The 20,425-nt window shown below is 57.0% G+C and carries 15 protein-coding genes; 9 read left to right on the top strand and 6 right to left on the bottom strand.

Going from position 1 to position 20,425, the window contains the following annotated elements; all coding sequences use genetic code 11:
* Positions 1-4 precede the first annotated feature (4 nt).
* Complete coding sequence (gene mqnE, locus UH5x_RS01885; RefSeq protein ID WP_047816196.1) at positions 5-1,168, top strand: aminofutalosine synthase MqnE; 1,164 nt, start codon at positions 5-7, stop codon at positions 1,166-1,168.
* A gap of 676 nt (positions 1,169-1,844) precedes the next feature.
* On the opposite strand, the gene dapA is transcribed toward mqnE, so the two are convergent.
* Together dapA and UH5x_RS01875 are read right to left on the bottom strand one after the other, a co-directional pair.
* A complete protein-coding gene (gene dapA / locus UH5x_RS01880) occupies positions 1,845-2,771 on the bottom strand; it encodes a 4-hydroxy-tetrahydrodipicolinate synthase (RefSeq protein ID WP_482634516.1) in 927 nt (308 codons plus the stop codon).
* Between the two features lie 359 nt (positions 2,772-3,130).
* Positions 3,131-3,763 carry a response regulator gene (locus UH5x_RS01875; RefSeq protein WP_047816200.1) on the bottom strand — a complete coding sequence of 211 codons (633 nt, stop codon included), beginning with the start codon at positions 3,761-3,763 and terminating at the stop codon, positions 3,131-3,133.
* 1,212 nt (positions 3,764-4,975) lie between these two features.
* On the opposite strand from UH5x_RS01875, the gene UH5x_RS01870 reads away from it, so the two are divergent.
* Both UH5x_RS01870 and zwf read left to right on the top strand, forming a co-directional pair.
* Positions 4,976-6,082 carry a DUF4261 domain-containing protein gene (locus tag UH5x_RS01870; protein ID WP_047816202.1) on the top strand — a complete coding sequence of 369 codons (1,107 nt, stop codon included), beginning with the start codon at positions 4,976-4,978 and terminating at the stop codon, positions 6,080-6,082.
* Between the two features lie 128 nt (positions 6,083-6,210).
* Positions 6,211-7,665, top strand: a complete 1,455-nt coding sequence (gene zwf, locus UH5x_RS01865) for a glucose-6-phosphate dehydrogenase (RefSeq protein ID WP_047816203.1) — start codon at positions 6,211-6,213, stop codon at positions 7,663-7,665.
* Positions 7,666-7,932: 267 nt separating this feature from the next.
* Here zwf and UH5x_RS01860 read toward each other — a convergent pair whose 3' ends face one another.
* From UH5x_RS01860 to UH5x_RS01845, 4 genes are all read right to left on the bottom strand, one after another.
* Complete coding sequence (locus UH5x_RS01860; protein ID WP_482634515.1) at positions 7,933-8,379, bottom strand: EamA family transporter; 447 nt, start codon at positions 8,377-8,379, stop codon at positions 7,933-7,935.
* 183 nt (positions 8,380-8,562) lie between these two features.
* Positions 8,563-10,002 (bottom strand): sulfatase-like hydrolase/transferase, encoded by a 1,440-nt coding sequence (locus UH5x_RS01855; RefSeq protein WP_482634514.1) that lies wholly within the window; start codon positions 10,000-10,002, stop codon positions 8,563-8,565.
* Between the two features lie 144 nt (positions 10,003-10,146).
* On the bottom strand, positions 10,147-11,496 hold the full coding sequence (locus UH5x_RS01850; protein ID WP_482636105.1) for a sigma-54-dependent transcriptional regulator: 1,350 nt from the start codon (positions 11,494-11,496) through the stop codon (positions 10,147-10,149).
* A 10-nt stretch (positions 11,497-11,506) separates the two neighbouring features.
* Positions 11,507-13,414 carry a sensor histidine kinase gene (locus tag UH5x_RS01845; protein ID WP_047816304.1) on the bottom strand — a complete coding sequence of 636 codons (1,908 nt, stop codon included), beginning with the start codon at positions 13,412-13,414 and terminating at the stop codon, positions 11,507-11,509.
* Positions 13,415-13,694: 280 nt separating this feature from the next.
* On the opposite strand from UH5x_RS01845, the gene lpxB reads away from it, so the two are divergent.
* From lpxB to UH5x_RS01815, 6 genes are all read left to right on the top strand, one after another.
* Entirely contained in the window at positions 13,695-14,948 is a 1,254-nt protein-coding gene (gene lpxB / locus UH5x_RS01840; RefSeq protein WP_482634513.1) for a lipid-A-disaccharide synthase, read from the top strand.
* A gap of 50 nt (positions 14,949-14,998) precedes the next feature.
* The gene (locus UH5x_RS01835) at positions 14,999-15,799 is read left to right on the top strand and encodes a protein-tyrosine phosphatase family protein (RefSeq protein ID WP_047816207.1); all 801 of its coding nucleotides are present in this window, start codon (positions 14,999-15,001) and stop codon (positions 15,797-15,799) included.
* Between the two features lie 417 nt (positions 15,800-16,216).
* Entirely contained in the window at positions 16,217-16,948 is a 732-nt protein-coding gene (locus UH5x_RS01830; protein ID WP_047816208.1) for a hypothetical protein, read from the top strand.
* Positions 16,949-17,118: 170 nt separating this feature from the next.
* A complete protein-coding gene (gene lpdA, locus UH5x_RS01825) occupies positions 17,119-18,543 on the top strand; it encodes a dihydrolipoyl dehydrogenase (protein WP_047816209.1) in 1,425 nt (474 codons plus the stop codon).
* Complete coding sequence (locus UH5x_RS01820; protein WP_236696516.1) at positions 18,540-19,097, top strand: phosphatidylglycerophosphatase and protein-tyrosine phosphatase 1 family protein; 558 nt, start codon at positions 18,540-18,542, stop codon at positions 19,095-19,097. Before lpdA ends, UH5x_RS01820 begins: the two co-directional genes overlap by 4 nt.
* Before the next feature lie 368 nt (positions 19,098-19,465).
* Positions 19,466-20,335, top strand: a complete 870-nt coding sequence (locus UH5x_RS01815) for an SIMPL domain-containing protein (RefSeq protein WP_482634512.1) — start codon at positions 19,466-19,468, stop codon at positions 20,333-20,335.
* The last annotated feature ends 90 nt before the right edge of the window (positions 20,336-20,425 follow it).

The raw sequence follows: 20,425 nt of genomic DNA, 5'->3' as shown, positions 1-20,425 counted from the left end.
CACCATGCAAGCCAACGAACGAGACGCCCGTTTTCGCGAAATTCGTGACAAGGTCGAATCTGAACAACGCCTGTCAATGGAAGACGGTTTGTTCCTCTACGATCCCGAGGTGTCGATTCAACAGGTCGGCGAATTGGCCAACTTCGTTCGCGAACGAAAGAACGGCAACGTTGGCTACTACAACATCAACACGCACCTCAACCCAACCAACGTGTGCGTGTACCGATGCCGCTTTTGTGCGTTCCGCAAAGACCTTCGCGACGAGAATGGCTATGCGATGACCGACGAGCAGATCCTGCATCGAGGTGCCGAAGCGACGGCCAACGGTTGCACCGAAATGCACATTGTCGGTGGACTGCACCACCAACGAAAATACGAGTGGTATCGCGACATCATCTCGATGCTGAAAGAGAACTACCCCAAGATTCACTTGAAAGCCTGGACCGCCGTTGAAATCGATTGGTTCCGATTCCAAACCAAGAAGTCATTCGAGTGGGTCTTGGACGACATGCGTTCCGCGGGTCTGGGCAGCATGCCTGGCGGCGGAGCTGAGATCTTCCACCCCGAGGTTCGCGACCAACTTTGCGAACACAAAGCCAACACACCGGCATGGTTGGAAATTCACCGGACTGCCCATCGGATTGGCCTGAAGACCAACTGCACGATGCTTTATGGCCACGTGGAAAAAGCCTTCCACCGCATCGATCACTTGATGCGTTTGCGAGAACTGCAGGACAAAACCAACGGGTTCCAAGTCTTCATCCCGTTGGCATTCCACCCCGACAACACGAAGCTCTCGGACCTGAAGAAGCCATCGGGCCTGATGGACCTTCGAACCATGGCGATCAGCCGCCTGATGCTGGACAACGTCCAGCACATCAAGGCCTACTGGATCATGCTCGGAATTGAAACGGCGCAGACCGCGTTGGCTTACGGTGCGGACGACATCGACGGAACCGTCCGGCATGAGTTGATTTATCACGACGCTGGTGCCAAGACTCCCGAGTTCATGTCCGTCGACCAAATCAAAGACCTGATTCGCGAAGCCGGCCGGGATCCGATTGAACGCGACACGACCTACAACCGCGTGATCCGAGACGAAAACGATTTCACCGTCTGGCAATCCGGCGAAAGCGTCGACGCCCAATCGGAACTGGCCGGCGCCTGACGGCAACCGCGACGCGCACGCTTTCCGCCCCCCCGCTGTGGCGGGCGTTTGGCCCCGTGAATGCGTGCTGCGTTGGCAAATTCTACCGCGGAGCGGTGACAGCTGGTAGCCTCGGGTCTCAACCCGAGGTCTCGTGAGCCAGCATCAAAACGGACCAGCCGCGAAGCGGCGGCAGGTGTTCGGTACGCGTACCCAGATGTCGTCGCTCCGCGACTTGGGGGACGTGTTGTGGTGTTGGTGACCTTGGGTTGAAACCCAAGGCTTTCGGCTGTCGTCGCTCCGCGACTGGTGAGCACGCGTGCCTGTGAATGCGTGCTGCGTTCACAAATTCAACCGCGGAGCGGTGACAGCTGGCAGCCTCGGGTTTCAACCCGAGGTCTCGTGAGCCAGCATCAAAACGGACCAGCCGCGAAGCGGCGGCAGGTGTTCGGAACGCGTACCCGGATGTCGTCGCTCCGCGACTTGGGGAACGTGTCGCGTTGCTGGTGACCTTGGGTTGAAACCCAAGGCTTTCGGCTGTCGTCGCTCCGCGACTGGCGAGCGCGCGTGCTGATTGCCGATTGGTGCCATCCACCATCCATGAATTCGGTTGCCCATCCCTGCGAGCGCACAAAAAATGCGGCATCCGTTCGGACGCCGCACACTTTCCACTCAGTGGCCTCGAGTCACCAGGTGCTCACGCACCGCTGGTTTGCAATTGCCCGACGATTTCTGACTCCATGCCAAACTTCATCAACGTCTCTTGCAGGGTCGCTCGGTCTGCATCGTCCAATGGCACCATCGGCAAACGCATCTCGCCGGTGTCGCGACCGACCATTTGCATCGCAGCTTTGACAGGGATTGGGTTGGTCGCAAGCCCCAACATTTTGCTGCACAACGAATACAAACGATGATGCAGTTCCGCCGCTTTGGTGTAATCACCCGCTGCTGCGGTTTGAACCATTTCCAACATCACGGAGGGAACCAAGTTGGCAGCAACTGAAATCACGCCTTCGGCACCCACGCTCATCATTGGCAAGGTCAACGAATCGTCACCCGACAACACGGTCAGGTTCGTCGCGCCCAAAATCGCCGTGCATTGATCCAAAGAACCGGTCGCTTCTTTGACCATCGTGATCCCTGGCAACTCTGCCAATCGCACAATCGTGTCGACTTCGATGTTCTTTGCCGAGCGGCCAGGAATGTTGTAAACGCAAACTGGAATGTCGACGGATTCTGCAACAGCACGGAAGTGCTGGAACATGCCTTCTTGCGTTGGCTTGTTGTAATAAGGTGCCACCTGCAACGTTGCATCAGCGCCTTCGGCGGCGGCACGACGAGTCAAACGCAGTGCTTCAGCAGTGCTGTTGCTGCCCGTGCCAGCCATGACCTTCACACGCCCCGCCACACGCTGGATCGTCAATGAGATCACGCGTTCGTGTTCTTCGTGGGTCAACGTGGGTGACTCACCCGTCGTTCCGCACGGCACGATGCAAGTCACGCCAGCATCGATTTGAAAATCGATTTGTTCAGCCAAACGTTTCTCGTCGACTTGTCCATCGCGAAAGGGGGTCACAATGGCGGTAGACAGACCAGCGAAATCGCTGCCTTTTCTAGGAGACATCAAGCACGTCCGGAACAGAAGTCAAGAAAGAAGTAGATGGAACAAGCGAGCAGTTTAGCGTTTTTCCAGAACATTTCACGGCCCAAAATGGCGTCGAAATGAACAGTCTGCGGCACCCGCCATGCATGCGCACGGATCATCACCTAGCAGTGACGGTTCCAGGCAGGGCTCACTCACGAAGGCAGGCCACATGAGCCCACCAGAACGAGGAATCGATCGACTCGCCCCATGTCAGACACGTCCGCGAAACAGAAGTTCGGCCGAAGCAAGGTGGCTTTGCCGAATTGCGAGACGTCTGTTGAATTCACTGGTCGCCCCAATCGCAGGGACCAAGGACGACCTCTCTTCCAAGATCGAATTCAGACCAAGTTCTTACGAACGGCCCATACGGCGGCTTGGGTTCGGTCCGAAACGCCGAGCTTACGCAAGATGTGCTGCACGTGCTCTTTGACGGTTTCGTAGCTGATGCCCAACATCTTGGCGATCTCTTTGTTCGTCAGCCCCAACGCCATTTGACGCAGCACTTCGCTCTCGCGCTGAGTCAACGGCACGTCGATGTCTTGGTTCATGCGAGGAGTCGCCAAGGCACCTGTGACGCGGCGAAGTTCTTCGCGTGTCCAAGATTGCTGACCGTCGAAAGCCAAGTTCAAGGCTTCGATCAATCGTTCGACGGGGGCCGTTTTCAGGATGTAACCACAAGCGCCGAGAGCAACTGCACGCGCGACGTAGGTTGGGTTGTCATAGCCCGAGAACAACAGGATCGGCAGGTCAGGGTGATCGAGCTTGATACGGCCAAGCGTGTTCAAACCGTCACCGCCCTCCATCCGGATGTCAAGCAACACGGCATCGAGGGGGGTGCTGGAGACGATCTCAAGAGCGTCGGCAGCCTTGTCGGCTTGCGCAACCACTTCGATCCCAGTCCCTTCGAGGGCGGAGAGAGTCCCCAGCCGGGAGACTTCGTGGTCGTCGACAATCAGTAAGCGTTTTGACATCAGTAAATTCCATTCAGAGAAGAGGTATGAGCGGGAGCCGTGGTGGGCTGCTGGGCAATCGAAGTGGGTAAAATGGTTTGTAACTCAAACAACTAACGGCGAAAACCGGCATAGTTGACATGTGACTCATCTGTCCATCGACTTCGCACCGCACGATCCTTTGCACGTCTAAACCTTAGCTTATTAACACCAATAGGCCAGTGACGCTCCGGTCAATCGAGCGATGTCATTTACGCACTCCCTATGCCGGAAATGCCGAAAAACTCGCAATGCAAGCAAAAACGGGGGTTTCAACCCATCCCCTCCAGCGAAAGAGATATTTAGCAAATTGAGCAACGCTCAATTTTACCCCCCCCCTTCGAAAGAGACGAACACTTCCCTAATAGGGTGCATCTAATCGTTTCATGTCACAAGACTGGCAGACTTAGAGTTTGAATCGGTGACCACAAAAATCGATTTCTCGATAATGGCTGAGTCAAATTCTCGTCCGCCGCCGAAGGGCAAACCGCCCCGCCACGTTAGCCAGCCCGTGAACAGGTTCTGTTACGCGGCGACCCCCTCCAAGGATCGCGTTCACTTCGTTTTTTACGGGATTACAGCATTTAAAAACGTTGTATCGACTTGATGACTCCGATCCATTCGGCCGTTTTGCAGCAAAAATAGAATACGAAAAAAATGCGCAAATTGGCCTTCGGAAAAATGTACTCAGCTCGTTTTTTTTTCTTTGTCTGCGCCAGTCCGCAAGAAAGGATCTTAGTTGTTACCACGAGAGTAAAAATTTTACTCAAACTTCGCCGTTCGATTGGCCAGTGGACAACGATCTAACATTGATAGCAAACGAAGGTTGCAATGCCCCCACAATGGCATTCGCTTGCCGGACCACGAGCCGCCAACCTCGATTTTTTGAGAATTGAACGAGAAATTCGGATCCCCAAGCATCGCCGCCACCAAAATGGCCACACTGGTCTCAGAATGCGACCACATTCGCGACATGAGACCCCAATCAGGCGGCCCCTAATCTCACCAGGCGTGCACACCTCGACGGAGCTAGTCGTGCGGATTGCTTCACCCGACGCCTGGGCTGATCCGAAACTTGCCCCCACTGTCGCCGAGAGGATCTGCACGCGGGCACTGGATGCAGGGGTCGTGAGACCGATGCAATGCGGGTAAACTCCGCGGTTTGGAACCCACCGGATTCGGAGATTTGGATTGATGGCGAAAGGATTGTTCACCCAGGGCATGTGCGTGCTATTGCGCCGTCCGCTCGAGTTGGACGAAATCCAATCACGCCTGAAGCAGTTCCAGTTGGCCGGCCGCCAGGAATCGCTGGAGGATGAGGATTCCCCTGAAACGCTGATCTACGAATTCCGGCCGGAAGTGGGCGGCCACTTGCTGGTCACGCCGGCATCGATCCCCTGGCCCGATGACATGGGTGATCCAGATGAATCACCGGAGCGATTCGTCGCTTGGTCACTCGGCCAATTCGGACCACTCGCATTCCCCGGATGCCTTTCGCGAGCTTGCGACCAAACGCGGCACTGGGACGACATGCCGGACATCCAATCCGAGCACACCTGCCATATCCGGTTGTTGATCAGCTACGTGCTGGGCACCGAAGAAGACGAAGAGGAGGACGATGATGATCTGCCTCTCGTTCCCGATGACTACGAAGCCATCGACGAATTGCATTTCTTGACCAAAGCCGTTGCCGCGCTGCTCGAGTCGCCCGACGCGATTTGCTACTTCAATCCCGGCGGCGAAGTCCTGTGTGACGAAAACGTTCTTCGCCAAGGACTCAACCACGCTTGGAACCTGGAACTGCCACCGCTGGATATGTGGACGAATGTCCGGGTGTACGTTGATGACAATCGATTTGCGATCATGGACACCGTGGGCAACGGCCAGTTCGATCTGCCGGACATGGAAGCCGTGTTCCCGCTGTCGGAATACGTTGCCGAAGATGTCGAGCGATTTCTCCGCCACGCCTCGCTGTATTTGTTAGCGGGCGACGAAGAAGTGACAACGGGTGACACGGCCGACGGCCCTGGGGGCCAGACTTGGTTGGCGATGGAATGTGACCAATCGCTCTCCGATCCGCCTCGCCCCACGATTCGCTGGATCCCAGAAGACGGTCGCGAGATCCCCGAACACCTGCTGGACCCCGGGACGATCGACGAAGACTTTTCGGCGTTCGATGATGACGTCGACGAAGCCTTCTTGGACGATCATGATTTTGGTTCCGGCGGGTTCGATCCCAGTGGCACGGAGTACCTGGATTCCGAGCCGTTCGACCCTGACAAACCAGACGACGACGATTGACCCCTTGGAATGCGTTGGACACCTCCTCAGCAAAACTCCCTGCGGCAAACGTCGGTTCCGGCAAACCAACGCTCATCTCGATTCTATTTCCGTTTGACCGCGATCCTTTTTGACCCGCAGCGCAGACCATGTCCAATACAATTGTCATCTTCGGTGCCAGTGGCGACCTGACCAGCCGCAAACTGATCCCCGCGCTCTTCCGGCTCTTCTCTCGCGGACGGTTACCGGAATCGACTCGCATCGTGGGCGTCTCGCGAAGCCCCTACGAACATTCCCAGTGGCGTGAGTCGCTTCGCGAAACGACGGAGAAGTACGTCGGCAAATCATTCCGCGCTGAAGCATGGGACTCCTTCGCGCCCAACATCTACTATCAGCCTGGCGACATCAAAGACGCGGACTCGTTCCAATCCCTCGCGAAGTTCTTGGATGAAATCGAAGAAGGCAAACCGACCGGTCGTGTCTATTACCTGTCGACGATGCCGCAGTTGTACGAAGAAGCCATCCAACAACTCGGTGACGCAGGATTGGCACGCGACGAGAACGGCGCTCGACGCGTGATCATCGAAAAACCATTCGGCACCGATCTGAAAACGGCTCAAAACCTCAACGAATCGATCCACCACGTTTTTCGCGAAGACCAGATCTATCGGATCGATCACTACCTGGGCAAGGAAACCGTTCAGAACATCTTTGCCCTGCGGTTCGCCAACAGCATCTTTGAACCACTCTGGAATCGGAATTACATCGATCACGTTCAGATCACCGTGGCCGAAGAAGTCGTCATTGGCCGCCGGGCAGGGTACTACGACAACAGCGGCATTCTCCGCGACATGTTCCAAAACCATATCCTGCAACTGATGATGATCACGGCGATGGAACCGCCGGCAAAATTCGACGCGACCTTGGTTCGAGACGAAAAGGTCAAGGTGCTTCATAGCGTCCGCAAAATGACCGGCGGCGATTTCGCGGCCCAAACCGTTCGCGGCCAATACGATGGCTACTTGCAAGAAGAAGGCGTGCCACCGGACAGCCAGACTGAGACGTTCGCCGCTTTGAAACTCTATTGCGACAACTGGCGGTGGCAGGGTGTGCCGTTCTTCTTGCGCAGCGGCAAAGGCATGTCGTGCCGCACCACCCAGATCGTCATCCAGTTCAAAAACGTTCCTCACCAATTGTTCGGCGGATCCAAACGCCACAACAAGCTGGGCAACCGCTTGGTCATCCAAGTCCAACCGGCCGAAGGCATTCAATTGCACTTTGAAACCAAGGTCGCTGATGCAGGAATGAAAACTCGCACCAATCACTTGGAGTTCAATTTCCAAGATTCGATCGGTGGTGACGAGATGCCCGATGCGTACCAGCGACTGCTACTCGACGCGGTCCAGGGTGACGCCAGCCTGTTTGCCCGTGGTGACGAAGTGGAACTCGCCTGGAGCATCATCGACCCGATTATCGAAGCCTGGCGAAGCCCGGCCTCTCCGCCGCTGCACAGCTACCCAACCGGACTGTGGGGCCCCGAGGAATGCTCGCAGTGGATGTTCGACCAGAAACGCGAATGGTTCGACGTCTGCCCCGTCATCTGATCTGGCACCCGGGATTGAATTGCATCGGAACTCGGATCGGAATGCGGCAACTCGAAACCATTCCCTCCGCTTGAGCGATGGACCTCCAACGAGTCGAGCCACCAACTGCATCGTGGGCTCAAGAACAGCTTGCGAAGATCTGACTCGTTGAATTGGCAAACCCAACTGCCCAGAGAAAGCAACGGCCCAACAACCAACCACTTCGTAGAAAAGTGACAGTCAGCTCACAAGAAAGTGGTCCATCAGATGAACAAGTCGACCTGCCTCTCAATCAGCGACCGCGACCAAAATGGCGCCAGCCGAAATGAGTAGCACACCGAGCGTTGCCAACATCGACAACCGCTCATTCAAAAACAGAAACGCGATGATCGCCACCAACACCACGCTCATCTTGTCGATGCTCGCCACCTGCCCGGCCTTGCCAAGATCTAGTGCCCGAAAGTAGCAAATCCAGCTCGCTCCCGTTGCCAGTCCCGACAGGACCAAAAAACAAACCGACCGCCGTGACAACGAGCGAAGGATTGAAAATTGTCCGCTCACAAACAACAGACTGGAGACAAAGACCAAAATCACAATGGTCCGCACAAACGTGGCCACGTCCGGCGGCACGCCTTTCACACCCAATTTGGCAAACACCGCCGTGAGCGCCGCAGCCAATGCCGACAACACCGCCCAGAACGGCCAACTGGACACCAAACTTTGAAACACATTCATGCGGGGTCGCCGAAAGAAACTTTGATCATTTCGGCTTAGCAGAACGGCCCAGGCCCAAACTGTCAAAAGCTCGCCCCCGCACCCGGCGGGCAAAAGCAAATCGACAGTCACTCGGGCTCCCACAAACGCCCGACTTCCAACAAGACGCCCCATTCATCGCGGGCCGCATCAAACCAACTTCGTCTAAATACCAAATCGATGTTCGCCATTCTTGGCCGCTCGATGAGTTTCGACCGTGTCTTGCTCGCTCCCTGGATCCCCTTGCGATTTCATCCATCGGTCCAGCTCTTCGCTGAGTTCTTGACGGACGCCTGTCAAACTGGAATCCTCGATCAAGTTGTTCATCTCGTACGGGTCGCTGGCTAGGTCGTAGAGTTCTTGTTCGGGGCGCAACTGGTATCGCTGAATCAGCCGCAACACCTCAGGCTGTTCGAAGCTTTGGTACACCCACGTCTGCCAGTACTTGTTGTTCAGTTCGCCCTTGCCCTTGATACCCATCAAGTGCTTCTCGATGTACAGATTCTCGTTCTGCAAATTGCGGATGTAGTGGTACCGACCATCGGTGATCGATCGAATGGGATAGGGAGGCCCCTCCGGCACATTGTTGTGAGTCCCATAAGCATATTCGCGATGGGCATCGCTCTCACCGCGAAGCACACCGGCGAAGCTGGATCCATCAAACGCCTCCGGACGAGGCTCCGCCCCTGCGATGTCCATCAACGTCGGCAACACATCTGCGTACTGAACCAGGGCATCCGTCCTCGTTCCTGCCGCGACGACGCCGGGCCACTTCACGATCAACCCAGTGTGCACGCCCGTGTTGTAGTTCGTCCATTTGTTGCCGGGGAACTGCGATCCTTGTTCAGAGGTGAACAACACCATTGTCTCATCCGTTTTTCCAACCGCATCCAGCTCACTCATGATTTGCCCGAACTGGCCATCCATGTAAGTGATCTCCGCCAAGTAGCGACCGAACGCGGACCGGGTCTCCGGCGTGTCGCCAATGTTGGGCGGCAACTTCAGCTTTCCAGGCGGATACGCACTGGCGTCACCCATCACCCAAGGCACATGCGGTTCAACCAAGGCAACGACCAAGCAAAACGGCCGAGCGTCATCGCGATCCATGAACTCACGAATGGAGTCAAGCTGCATCGGTCGCGTTGGATTGCGAACGCAGTTCTTGTCGCAACCATCCACCGCCTCAAACGGAAACGCCGATTGAGGTGAGACATGAACCTTGCCAGCCAACCCCACGCGATACCCGTGCCGCGAAAGATGTTGCGGCATGCTCTCGATGTCACCGCGACTGGCGGAGTGGTTCCAATTGCAACCGTTCCGCATCGGATACAACCCCGAGTACAGCTCCGCCCGACAGGGCTGGCAAATCGCCTCAGCCAGGAACGCTCGATCAAACGTCAGGCCCTGTTTGGCGAGCTCTTCCAAGTGAGGCGTTTTCGCATTCTCGCCCCCGTACATTGGCAAGTCGTTGTACGTGCAATCGTCCGCCATGACGATCAGAACATTCGGACGTGGTGTATCGGCGGATGCCTTCATTCCAATCGGGAACAGCTGAAACGCGAACAGCAAACAGGCGATGGCAATGGTTCTAAGAGCGAAATGCATGGAAACCAGGCGTCGAGGGGATGATTGCGGTGAGGATGCCAGCAAAACCATTTTTGCAGCAGCGCAAATATCTTAACCTCAACAGCCGGTGTCAACCAAATTCACTTGCAATCGCCAGGCCCGTGAGAACGCCCCGGCTTCAGGTCACGCCGCTTCGGCGGCTTCGGAAGCAGCGTTCAATTTGTTGTAGAGCGTCTTCAGTGAGACGCCCAACTCTTCCGCGACTGCCTTTTTGTTGCCGCTGTGACGAGTCATCGAACGCTCAATCGCCAGCTGCTCAATCTCGCGCATCGTCATCGGAGCAGAATCAGCCAGGTCGGCACGAAGCTGACGTCGGGCAAAGTGTTGCGGCAAATGCTCCACGTCGATTGGCAAGGCGTCGCACAGCACCGAAGCGTGCTCAATCACGTTGGCCAGCTCTCGAACATTGCCCGGCCATTGATGAGCCTGCAATTCAGCCATCGCAGCCTCGGTGAACAGCTGACCGTCGCCGCCATCGGCACGGTGCCGTCGCAGCAAGTGCTCAGCCAACGCCGGCAAATCGTCAATGCGATCACGGAGCGCCGGCAACTGCAACTCAAACGTGTTGATGCGGAACATCAAATCCTCGCGGAACGAGCCCTCACCGACCATCTTTTCGAGATCACGGTGCGTCGCGCAGACCACTCGGACATCCACCTTGATGCTCTGATTGTCACCGAGCCGGCGGATGTCTCCCGTTTCCAACACGCGAAGCAACTTGGCTTGGACCGCCAAAGGCAACTCGCCAACTTCATCCAAGAACAGGGTGCCGCCACTGGCGACTTCGAACAACCCCATCCGTCCTGAGTCCGCTCCCGTGAAGGCACCTTTGACGTGCCCAAACAGTTCGCTTTCAATCAAAGTTTCTGGCAGCGCACCGCAGTTGATCGCAACGAATGGTTGTTCACTTCGAAGGCTTTCGTCTGCGATCGCGCGAGCGACCAATTCTTTTCCGCATCCGGTTTCGCCACGAATCAAAACGGTCGATTCAGTGGGGGCGACCTTCGCAATCAGCTTGCGGACGGCATTCATCGACTGATTCTCACCAATCAAATTGGAATCACCTTCGGCACGCTGCAGCCGATGACGCAGCGCGGCCACCAATCGATTCCACTCACGGCGCTCGCTGACGCGGCCCATCAAAGCAGAGATATCCGCCAATCGACAGGGCTTCATCAAATAGTCAAACGTGCCGTGGCGAAGTGCTTCGATCGCGGTCTCCTGGCTGGGCTTGCCCGTCATCACAACCGCTTCGATTTCAGGTCGAATTTCGCGAGCGCGAGCAATCACATCGATCCCGCTCATCCCCGGCATATCGAGGTCGACCAGCAAGCAATCGATCGGTTCTTTGGACAACACTTCAACGGCGGTTTCGCCGTCCGGGCACACCGTCACGCGATATCCCATCCGCGGCAATTCCGTGCCCATCAACTTTTGCAATTGAGGCTCGTCGTCCGCGAAAAGAATGTGCATGCCGTCGGGCTTAGGCTGCTTGGGTTTGCTGGGCATCTTGGAATTTCCAACTTTCGTACGCGGGGGAGGTGACTTCTTCGGTGATCGCGGCAACAGGCAATCGCAATTCAAATTCGCTGCCATGGTTCTCGCCTTCGCTGCGAGCGACCAATTGACCGCCGTGCTGACAAACGATGCGGTGCGAAATGCTGAGACCCAATCCGGTGCCGGTGCCATCACGACGGCGGGTGAAGAACGGCTCAAACAGGTGAGCCTGGACTTCGGCGGACATCCCGCACCCGGTGTCCTTGACTCGAACGTTCGACATTTTCAGACCTTGGCTGATGAAGATGTCGACGCTGCCGTCGCAATCAACACTTTCCAAGGCGTTCGTCACCAAGTTCAAAATGACTTGGCGAATCTCCTGATCGTTGGCATACACCGTGGCCGAGTCGTCGCCGAACAATCGGACGGATTGGCATTTGTACTTGCCCAACGTCCCGACCATTTCGATCACGTCGTTGACCAAGGGAACGATGTCAAATTCGGTTTTCTCGACTTGTCCCATCCGACTGAACAACAGCATCTTTTCGATGATCGACTTGCACCGGAACGCTTCGCCTTCGATGCGTTGCAAGTTCTCACGCCAGTTTTCGGTCATCTCGCCATCAAGCAAACGCTCATCGTCGGGCAACATCATCAAGTCATTCATGCGTGACTCAATCGCCTCGGCACTCCAAGCGATCGCCGCCATCGGGTTGTTGATTTCATGCGCAAAACCGGCGGCCAAGAAACCGACCCCAGCAAGTTGCTCGTTGCGAATCACTTCTTGTGAGCGAACCTTGACCTCTTGGTCCAGTTCATCGCACATCTTTTCGATGTGGGCCAAGCTATTTTGAAAGCGATCTGTCATCTCATTTAATATCACGGCAAGTTCCCCCAGCTCGTCCCCGGTGCCCAGGTCGATTCGATGCTCGAACTGGCCGCGAGCGACCAGGCGTGCCCCGATGACCAAGTTATTGAACGGTGCCAGCACACTGGTCTGAAAGATCCAAACCATCACCCCGGCAATCACCATCGCGGCAGCGAAGGCAATCCAAGCGACGCCAATGCCGAGTCGATAGCGGCTCTTCACGTGGTCGCTGAACGCCGCCATTTGGCTGTGAATCAAAACCAAGTGAGCGCGAGTTTCGCCAACCAAGCTTTCCAGTCGTTCATCGAGCTTGTTGCGGCTGGTTTGCCGGTCAATGACCAGGTAATCCAAATTGTGCTGGTTGTCTCGAATCTCATTGAGAATTTCGCGAACGGTGCCCAACGACGCGTGCTGCGTTTCCGGATTGATCAACGTGGCACCGGCTTCCACATCCTGCGGTTGCTCGACCTTCACCTTCACCATCGTCGCGTAGGTTTCGAGGGCGCGATCGAGTTCGCTGATCGTTTCCCGGAATGTCTCGTTCTCCAACTGCAGATCGGAGTGCGGCATTCCAAATGCGTTGATCATCGTCGCTTGGGCTCGCATCTGGCACAGCCGCGTGTTGCTGTCCCGAGCCTTCGCCGCGGCTTGGGCCATTTGTGTTGCCATCGGCAACTCTTTCGCTCGCGAACTGATCGCGTCGGCCAAGTTTCGATATTGATACAGCCCCAGAATCCCCACACCGCCCAGCGTGATCACCAAAGCGACCAAAACCAGTGTTCCAGTGAGCAGCTTGCCCTGAATCGATGTCAGCTTGGGGAACTTCCCTCGCGGTGCCAAACGCCAAACTCCGGAGTCAGTGCGGAAGCGACGCTTTCGGCTGGACCACTTTGCCGCAGCTTTTTCGGCGGAGTATTCCTGCCCGTCGCTGCGATTCTGCTGGGAGGGAGCCTCCCCGGCCGTGAACAGGGATTCGCCAGACGGGGAATTGTTGGAATCACTCGACGCCGACTCGTGGAGCGGCATCGGAATGGTCGCCCCGTCAGCAGAGCGTTCATCCGTTTCGGAGCCAAAGAGAGGCGCCGGCGGTTGCGTTGCAGCAAGGCTGCCCGCCTCATGAGGTCTGTTTTTTCGCATCCGAATCGGCATCCTTGACCACTACGGTGTGAAACATCCTGTTCAACATTTCGAAGCGTATCGCCGGCGTCGCGGAGTGGCAAGAGCGGATCGAACTTGCGTTACAGAAGGGCGATTTTCTATACCCCCATCCTGAACTTTGCTCCACGATCGCCGGGGACCGTCACACGTGACCAAGACCATCTTTTTTTCCGTCGGAGAACCGAGCGGCGACCAACACGCCGCTCGACTGATTCGCCAATTGACGAATCCAGGTGGGCTCACGATCCAAAACGACGAACGAATCATCTGCCGCGGTTTTGGCGGCCCATCCATGCTGGCCGCCGGTTGTCGCGTTGACCTGGACCTGACCCGGCACGCTGTCGTCGGAATTGTGGAAGTGCTGCCCAAAATCCGCGAATTCTTCCGGTTTGCTGACCAAGCCGAGGCCATCTTTCGGTCCGGTTCCGTGGACTCGGTCGTCCTGGTCGACTTCCCCGGCTTCAATTGGCACATCGCTAAACGAGCCAAGAAGTACGGCATTCCCGTCCACTACTATTGCCCGCCGCAACTGTGGGCCTGGGGTGCATGGCGAGTCCGCAAAATGAAACGCACGGTCGATCATGTCGTCGCAGTGCTGCCGGTCGAAGAGTCGTTCTTCAACCAGCACGCCATTCCCGTCAGCCTGGTTGGGCATCCGTTCTTCGACGCCGTCGAGGAACAGCAACTCGACACCGCGGTGATGCGACGCTTCCACCAGCAAACTCAATCAGGCGAGCGAATTGTTGCTGTCCTGCCAGGATCTCGCGATCACGAAGTCCGCTCGAATTTCCCGATCCAGCTCGAGACCATCCGTCGCCTGCACCGTGAATTGAGCGAAACGGGTGAGAACGTGCGATTCGCTGTCGCTGCCTACCGAGACAAACAATGTCTCTGGTGCCGTGAACAACTCACCGAAAATGACACCGACCTGCCGATTGACTTTTACGTGGACTGCACCTCGGAAATCATCGAAGCAGCTCACTGCGCGATGATGGTCAGCGGCAGCGTCAGCCTCGAACTGCTGGCTCGCGAAACACCCGCGGCGGTGATCTACCGAGTCGGGCGAGTGCTGCATGCGGTCGGCAAACGCGTCTTGAAGATCGACAGCGTCACACTCCCCAACCTGATGGCCGGGCGAAAGCTGTATCCCGAATTCATCTCGGTGGGCGACCCAGCTCCCGCGGTCGATTTCTTGACCGAAACCATGCGAGCGATGCTGCAGGACAGCTTCTACTACGCAAAAACCCGACGCGACCTGCAGCAATTGCGGGAAAAACACGCGAGCCCGGGAGCGTCCGCCCGAGCGGCTGAACTCCTGCGATCCAAGCTGTTCCAAGCCGCCGACGAAGCACCGGAAAAGAATTCTCACGCAGTGCAAACCCAAACGCGACGAGCTGCGTAACAGCCCGGGTCCATCTCTTCCCGCGGTCCTCTTTTCGTATCCACGCCGAAATGAACCAGCCTGAATCGTCCAAGTCGTTGTTTTTGGGCGGTGCCGCCAAAGCGACTGCCGCCAATCGCGAAAAAGATGTTCCCAGAATGGGAGCGGAAGCAGGCTACGAAGCGGTTGTCGTTGAAGATGTCGCTCCCGTTCGCATCAGTGCGTTCATCGGCTTCTTCATCGCAATCGCCAGTTTCACCGCAGCCGTTGGCAAACCAATGCTGGTGCTGCCCGTCCTGGCGATCGCATTCTGCTTGTTCGCATTGCGAAAGCACTCCGGGGCCGCCAAACCCGTCGGAACCACGGTTGCCAGAATCGGTCTCGTCCTGGCCTGCCTGTTTGGGGCGACCGGCTTCTTTGTCCACTATCTGAAATACCGCACCCTTGGCGACCAAGCCGTCTACTTCGCCCAGGAATACCTGGAATTGGCCGCGAACGGCGAAGAAGCCTTGGCACTGGAACTGCAAAAGTCAGCCCCCAACCGCCAAGTCTCCACGATGAAGCTGGACGCAGCCTACGAGCTCGACCAATCCGCCCAAGAGCAACTCGACAACTTCCGTGGTGGCGCCTACGCCGACGTTCAAAAGGTCGGCCCGGACATCCAATGGGAACTTGATCGCCGCCCTCGCGTGTTCCAAAAGTACGGCCGCGAAAAGGTTGACACGTACTGGCGCGACCCCACTGGATCGTTCTCTGGCGTGATCCAAATCGAAATGGAATGGCACCCAACCAAGGATGACGAATCCGCTGACTGGCAGGTCACGCTGTTCCAAATCGAACGCGAATTGCTCGTCGCCCCGGCCATCCTTTAGCGACCACGTCCTGGCAACCTTCCAGGCCCTCACGCCCCCGTCCGATGGGCTCCCAGCCGTCGATCATTGAAAAAGAAACCCCGACGCGTCAGCGAAGAACGACTTCGCTATCCCCACGACAGCCCCATCTGGGGCGATGTTGGTGAGTTTCGCCCGCAACGAGGTCGTGTGGTTTCTAAACGCCGAGCTCGTCACATCTCGAGACCCCCGCCCGCGAAGAGGTCGTGCAGTTTTCTGGTGCTGGGTTTCTGCAGCTGAGAACCTCCCCCGAAACGAACTTTGGGACAGATGTCGAGCGACGCCGTTCAGGCGTACGCAAGGGAGGGGGCCGAGCATGGGAAGCGGTCGGAAAGCGAGCACTCCAATCGGAATTCCGGACGCATTTGACGAACCAGATCAGATTGGGGTGGCGTCGAAATGGCGGCAGTGCCTACGACCAAGCATCAGGTCGTCTTCCTAGCCGCTTGCCCTTTGACGTTCACTATGCCAGCTCGATCCACCGCTCTCATTTGCACCGTTTCATCGTTGCTGATTTCCGGATTGCTCCTGACCACCCAAACCGGTTGCTTGGGGCTGATGGCCAATCTGATGCACGCCGTCGGGGCGGACCAAGTGCCCGCGGAATGTGAGCTGCTCAAGGATTCCAAGGTTGCTGTGGTGACCTTCACCGATCGCAGCCAATACAGCGAAGACATCGCCGCCCGAACCCTGTCACGTAAAGTCAGCGACATCCTGCTGAACAAAATCAAAGACATCCGCTTGGTTCGCGAAGACGAAATCCAAGAGTTTCGCGACACACACGGCTGGGAAAACTCGGACTTCCTCGACATCGGCAAGGGGGTCGAAGCGGACAAGGTCCTGGCCATTGAACTGACCGGCATGAAGCTCCGCGAAGGAGCAACGCTGTATCGCGGGTCCGCAGCGGTAACGTTGACGGTTCTGGACGTTGAAACCGAAGCCGTCGTCTTCCGCAAAGAAATCGATGAATTCATGTTCCCTGCGACCGCGGGACAGTACACCAGCGAAACCACGGAATCCAAGTTCCGCAAGCTGTACTTGCAGATGCTCGCCGAACGCATCGGCCGTGTCTTCCACCCGTACGATTTCGCGGACACCATTGCGATGGACGGCAAAATCGCCAGTCAGTGAGCCTCACGGGCAAGATCCTGATGCTTGGCCCAACTGGTTCCTGACCGACCGACGCGGACAGCCCTTTGTCTCTGCAAAGCAACGGCGCTCCGGTCGACAAACTGCTTGGCGTATCTGACAATTCATCTTGATTTGTCACGATTCTCGACCCGCACTCCAACTCAATTGCTATGAAAACGGCTCGTCACGAACTCGTCATTTTGGGCGGTGGCCCAGCCGGTTACGTCGCTGCCATTCGCGCTGCTCAACTGGGCATCGACGTTGCCTGCATCGACGACAACCCTCGCTTCGGCGGGACTTGTGTCCGAGTCGGCTGCATCCCCAGCAAAGCACTGCTGGAATCCAGCCACTTGTACGAAGAAGCCCAACACAAATTTGCTGACCATGGTCTGAACGTCGGCAAGCTGGAGTTGGACCTCAGCGTGATGATGAAACGCAAAGAGAAAATCGTCGAGTCGCTGACCGGTGGCATCGACATGCTCTTCAACCGCCGTGGCGTGACCGCTTACCACGGCCGAGGCATCCTTCGCGACGCAGAAACCGTCGAGATCACGCCCAGCGAAGGGGCCGCCGACGATCAACCGACCTTGGTCTCGGCCGATCAAATCATGCTCTGCCCCGGCAGCGTGCCTGCCCAACTGCCGTTCGTGGAAGAAGACGGCGATCTCGTTGGCAACAGCACCGCTGCACTCTCCTACCCCGAAGTCCCAGAAGAATTGGTCGTCATCGGCGGCGGTTACATCGGCCTGGAACTCGGCAGCGTTTGGAATCGCCTGGGCAGCCACGTCGTTGTCTTGGAAGCCTTTGACCGAATCATGCCAGGGCTCGATAAAGAGATGGCCACCTTGGCTCATCGCAGCTTCAAAAAACAAGGCATGGACATTCGCACCGGAACCTTTGTCGCCTCCGCCAAAGTGGATCCCAACCCGGGCGACAAGAAACCCTGTGTCGTTGAAATCAAAGACGGCGATCCGATTCGCTGCGACCGAGTCCTGCTCGCGACCGGGCGTGCTCCCGCGACCAAGAATCTGGGACTCGAAAACGCGGGCGTGAAATTAGATGAGCGTGGCTTCATCCAAGTCAACCATCAGTTCGAAACCTCCGTTCCTGGCATCTACGCCATCGGCGATTGCATCGGAGGCGCCATGCTGGCTCACAAAGCGATGGAAGAAGGCGTCGTCTGCGTCGAACAGATGGCCGGGATCGCTTCGGAAATGAACTACGAAGTCATCCCCGCGATCGTCTTCACCCATCCCGAAATCGCGATGGTCGGCAAAACCGAAGAAGAACTCAAGGAAGCCGGCATCGACTACAAAAAGGGTGTTTGCCCTCTGGGTGCCAACGGACGCGCCCGGACGCTGGGTGACATTGACGGCCGCGTCAAAGTCCTGGCGGACGCCACGACAGACCGAGTCCTCGGCGTGCACATCATCGGCCCGCGTGCCGGTGACATGATCGCCGAAGCCGCTGCGGCCATGGAATTTGGTGCCAGCAGCGAAGACATCGTGCACACTTGCCACGCTCACCCGACGTTGTCCGAAGCGGTGCACGAAGCCGCGATGGCCATCGACGACCGAGCGATCCACACGGCGTGAGTGGGCCCACTCAATCCGGATGGCTGAGACGCCTGTACGCCCGCGTCGTGTTCCTCCCGACGCTGTGGTGGAACATGCTGCTCGGACGGGTCCTCAAGGTTCGCAATTGGTTCGACTGGATCGATCCCTTGGTGATTGTCGGCGCTCGCCCATTCGCTCGCGATGTCGCGGAACTGGCAAAGCTCAACGTTGGCGGAGTCGTCAACACTTGCGAGGAATACTGCGGCCCGGTCGAGGAGTATGCCAAGCACGGCATCGAACAACTGCACCTGCCGATCACGGACTTCACTCACCCCAGCCTGCAAGACGTCACGACCGGAGTCGCCTTCATTCAGCGTCATGTTGAAAACGGCAAAGCGGTCTACATCCACTGCAAAGCCGGACGGGCTCGCAGCGCCACGATCGCGATCTGCTGGCTGATCGCTCACAAAGGCATGACACCCGACCAAGCCCAAGCGTGGCTCTTGGAAAAACGACCGCACATCAACCCGCGTCTGACCCAACGACCGGTCGTGCAACAGTTCGCGCGCGAGCTTCAAACCGCCGCCAAATGAGCAACCAGGGCGTCAATGGTGACGGCTTGACGACTCGGTTCTCAACGACGTTTCAACGCATGTAGGATGGGTACTCTTGCCTGTCCGAGTCGGCCAAGCCCCCCATCACAACCCGACGCGTGAGCGAGGGACTCCCCAAGATTCCACGCCGGCCCCATCCGGGGCGACCCCCAGACGACAGCCACCATTCGCGTCACGCTGCTCAACGACATCGAACCAAACACGCAAACATTTGGGGACAAATGTTCTACTCTGCAGCGACCTGCCGAACACCGCGTCGGACGATACCGTGCCGTTTTGCCCCTCTTCCTTCTGTCACGCCATAGAATGACGGGCTCCTTCTGTTTCCCGAATCAATGGAGCCCAACGTGTTGAAACGCATCGCCTGCCAATCAAGCCTGCTTGCTGCTGCCATCAGTGCCTCCGTGCTGTCGTACCCTGGATCTGCTTGCGCCGCCGATGGTGTCGACACTCGGTCCAAGCTGACTGTGCAAGCAACGGCTGACTCCAAGGTCGCCCCCGACAGTGTCACCCTTCGTTTCGCGATTGAATCACGTGAAGAAAAGGTCACCGACGCGGCCCAAAAGACCTCAGAGCAGATCGCTCAAGTCGTGCAGTTTCTGAAGGACCAAGGGATCGAAGCCAAGGACATTCGGACAGAATCGATTGTCCTTTCACCGATCTACCCACAAAGTCAAAAGGGTCAGTATTCGAAACAAAGTTCATCGATGCAGGCATCCCAAGGACTCGGCGATCTTTTTGGTGACTCGACACCACAACGAGCGACCCAAACCGAAGCTCCCCAGCCGAGTGTTCGCGATGAGTTGCAGCAGAACCAACCCATCGGATTTTCCGCCAGCCGCCAACTGACGATCATGGTCCGAAACATCAAGCAGTTTGAAACGGTCTACACCGGCATCCTGGAACGCGGAGTCAACTCCATCGCTGGGATCCAGTGGCTGAACTCCGATCAAGTCCAACATCGCCGCGCCGCTCGAATCAAAGCGATTGCTGCCGCTCGCGAAAAGGCCAACGACATGGCCGGGGCCCTCGATGCCAAGGTCGCTCGCGTGCTAAGCGTTCAGGAAACCTCCCGAGGCTCCGATCCATTCAGCAACAGCATGCAGTTGTTTGGAACCGAATCATCGGGCAGCTCCATCGAAGCTGGCCTGATGACACTTTCCGCGTCGGTACAAGTCGTTTTCGAACTCAGCGACACCGAGTTTGAAAACGAGTGATCTGTTCAACTCAATCCGAGGTAGCGAAACTCGTCAAGAGTTTCGTTGATTGCTCAATCCAAGGGTAGCGAAACTCGTCGAGAGTTTCGT

The organism is Rhodopirellula sp. UH5, assembly GCF_056839225.1.
This window is presented reverse-complemented; position numbering and strand designations above follow the sequence as displayed.

Excerpts from the sequence above, each read along its gene's own strand:
- zwf (WP_047816203.1), top strand. The coding sequence starts at position 6,211 with ATGTCCAATACAATTGTCATCTTCGGTGCCAGTGGCGACCTGACCAGC.
- UH5x_RS01870 (WP_047816202.1), top strand. The coding sequence starts at position 4,976 with ATGGCGAAAGGATTGTTCACCCAGGGCATGTGCGTGCTATTGCGCCGT.
- UH5x_RS01830 (WP_047816208.1), top strand. The coding sequence starts at position 16,217 with ATGGCGGCAGTGCCTACGACCAAGCATCAGGTCGTCTTCCTAGCCGCT.
- UH5x_RS01850 (WP_482636105.1), bottom strand. The coding sequence starts at position 11,496 with ATGCACATTCTTTTCGCGGACGACGAGCCTCAATTGCAAAAGTTGATG.
- mqnE (WP_047816196.1), top strand. The coding sequence starts at position 5 with ATGCAAGCCAACGAACGAGACGCCCGTTTTCGCGAAATTCGTGACAAG.
- dapA (WP_482634516.1), bottom strand. The coding sequence starts at position 2,771 with ATGTCTCCTAGAAAAGGCAGCGATTTCGCTGGTCTGTCTACCGCCATT.
- UH5x_RS01875 (WP_047816200.1), bottom strand. The coding sequence starts at position 3,763 with ATGTCAAAACGCTTACTGATTGTCGACGACCACGAAGTCTCCCGGCTG.
- UH5x_RS01835 (WP_047816207.1), top strand. The coding sequence starts at position 14,999 with ATGAACCAGCCTGAATCGTCCAAGTCGTTGTTTTTGGGCGGTGCCGCC.
- lpdA (WP_047816209.1), top strand. The coding sequence starts at position 17,119 with ATGAAAACGGCTCGTCACGAACTCGTCATTTTGGGCGGTGGCCCAGCC.
- UH5x_RS01845 (WP_047816304.1), bottom strand. The coding sequence starts at position 13,414 with ATGCCGCTCCACGAGTCGGCGTCGAGTGATTCCAACAATTCCCCGTCT.
- UH5x_RS01860 (WP_482634515.1), bottom strand. The coding sequence starts at position 8,379 with ATGAATGTGTTTCAAAGTTTGGTGTCCAGTTGGCCGTTCTGGGCGGTG.
- UH5x_RS01855 (WP_482634514.1), bottom strand. The coding sequence starts at position 10,002 with ATGCATTTCGCTCTTAGAACCATTGCCATCGCCTGTTTGCTGTTCGCG.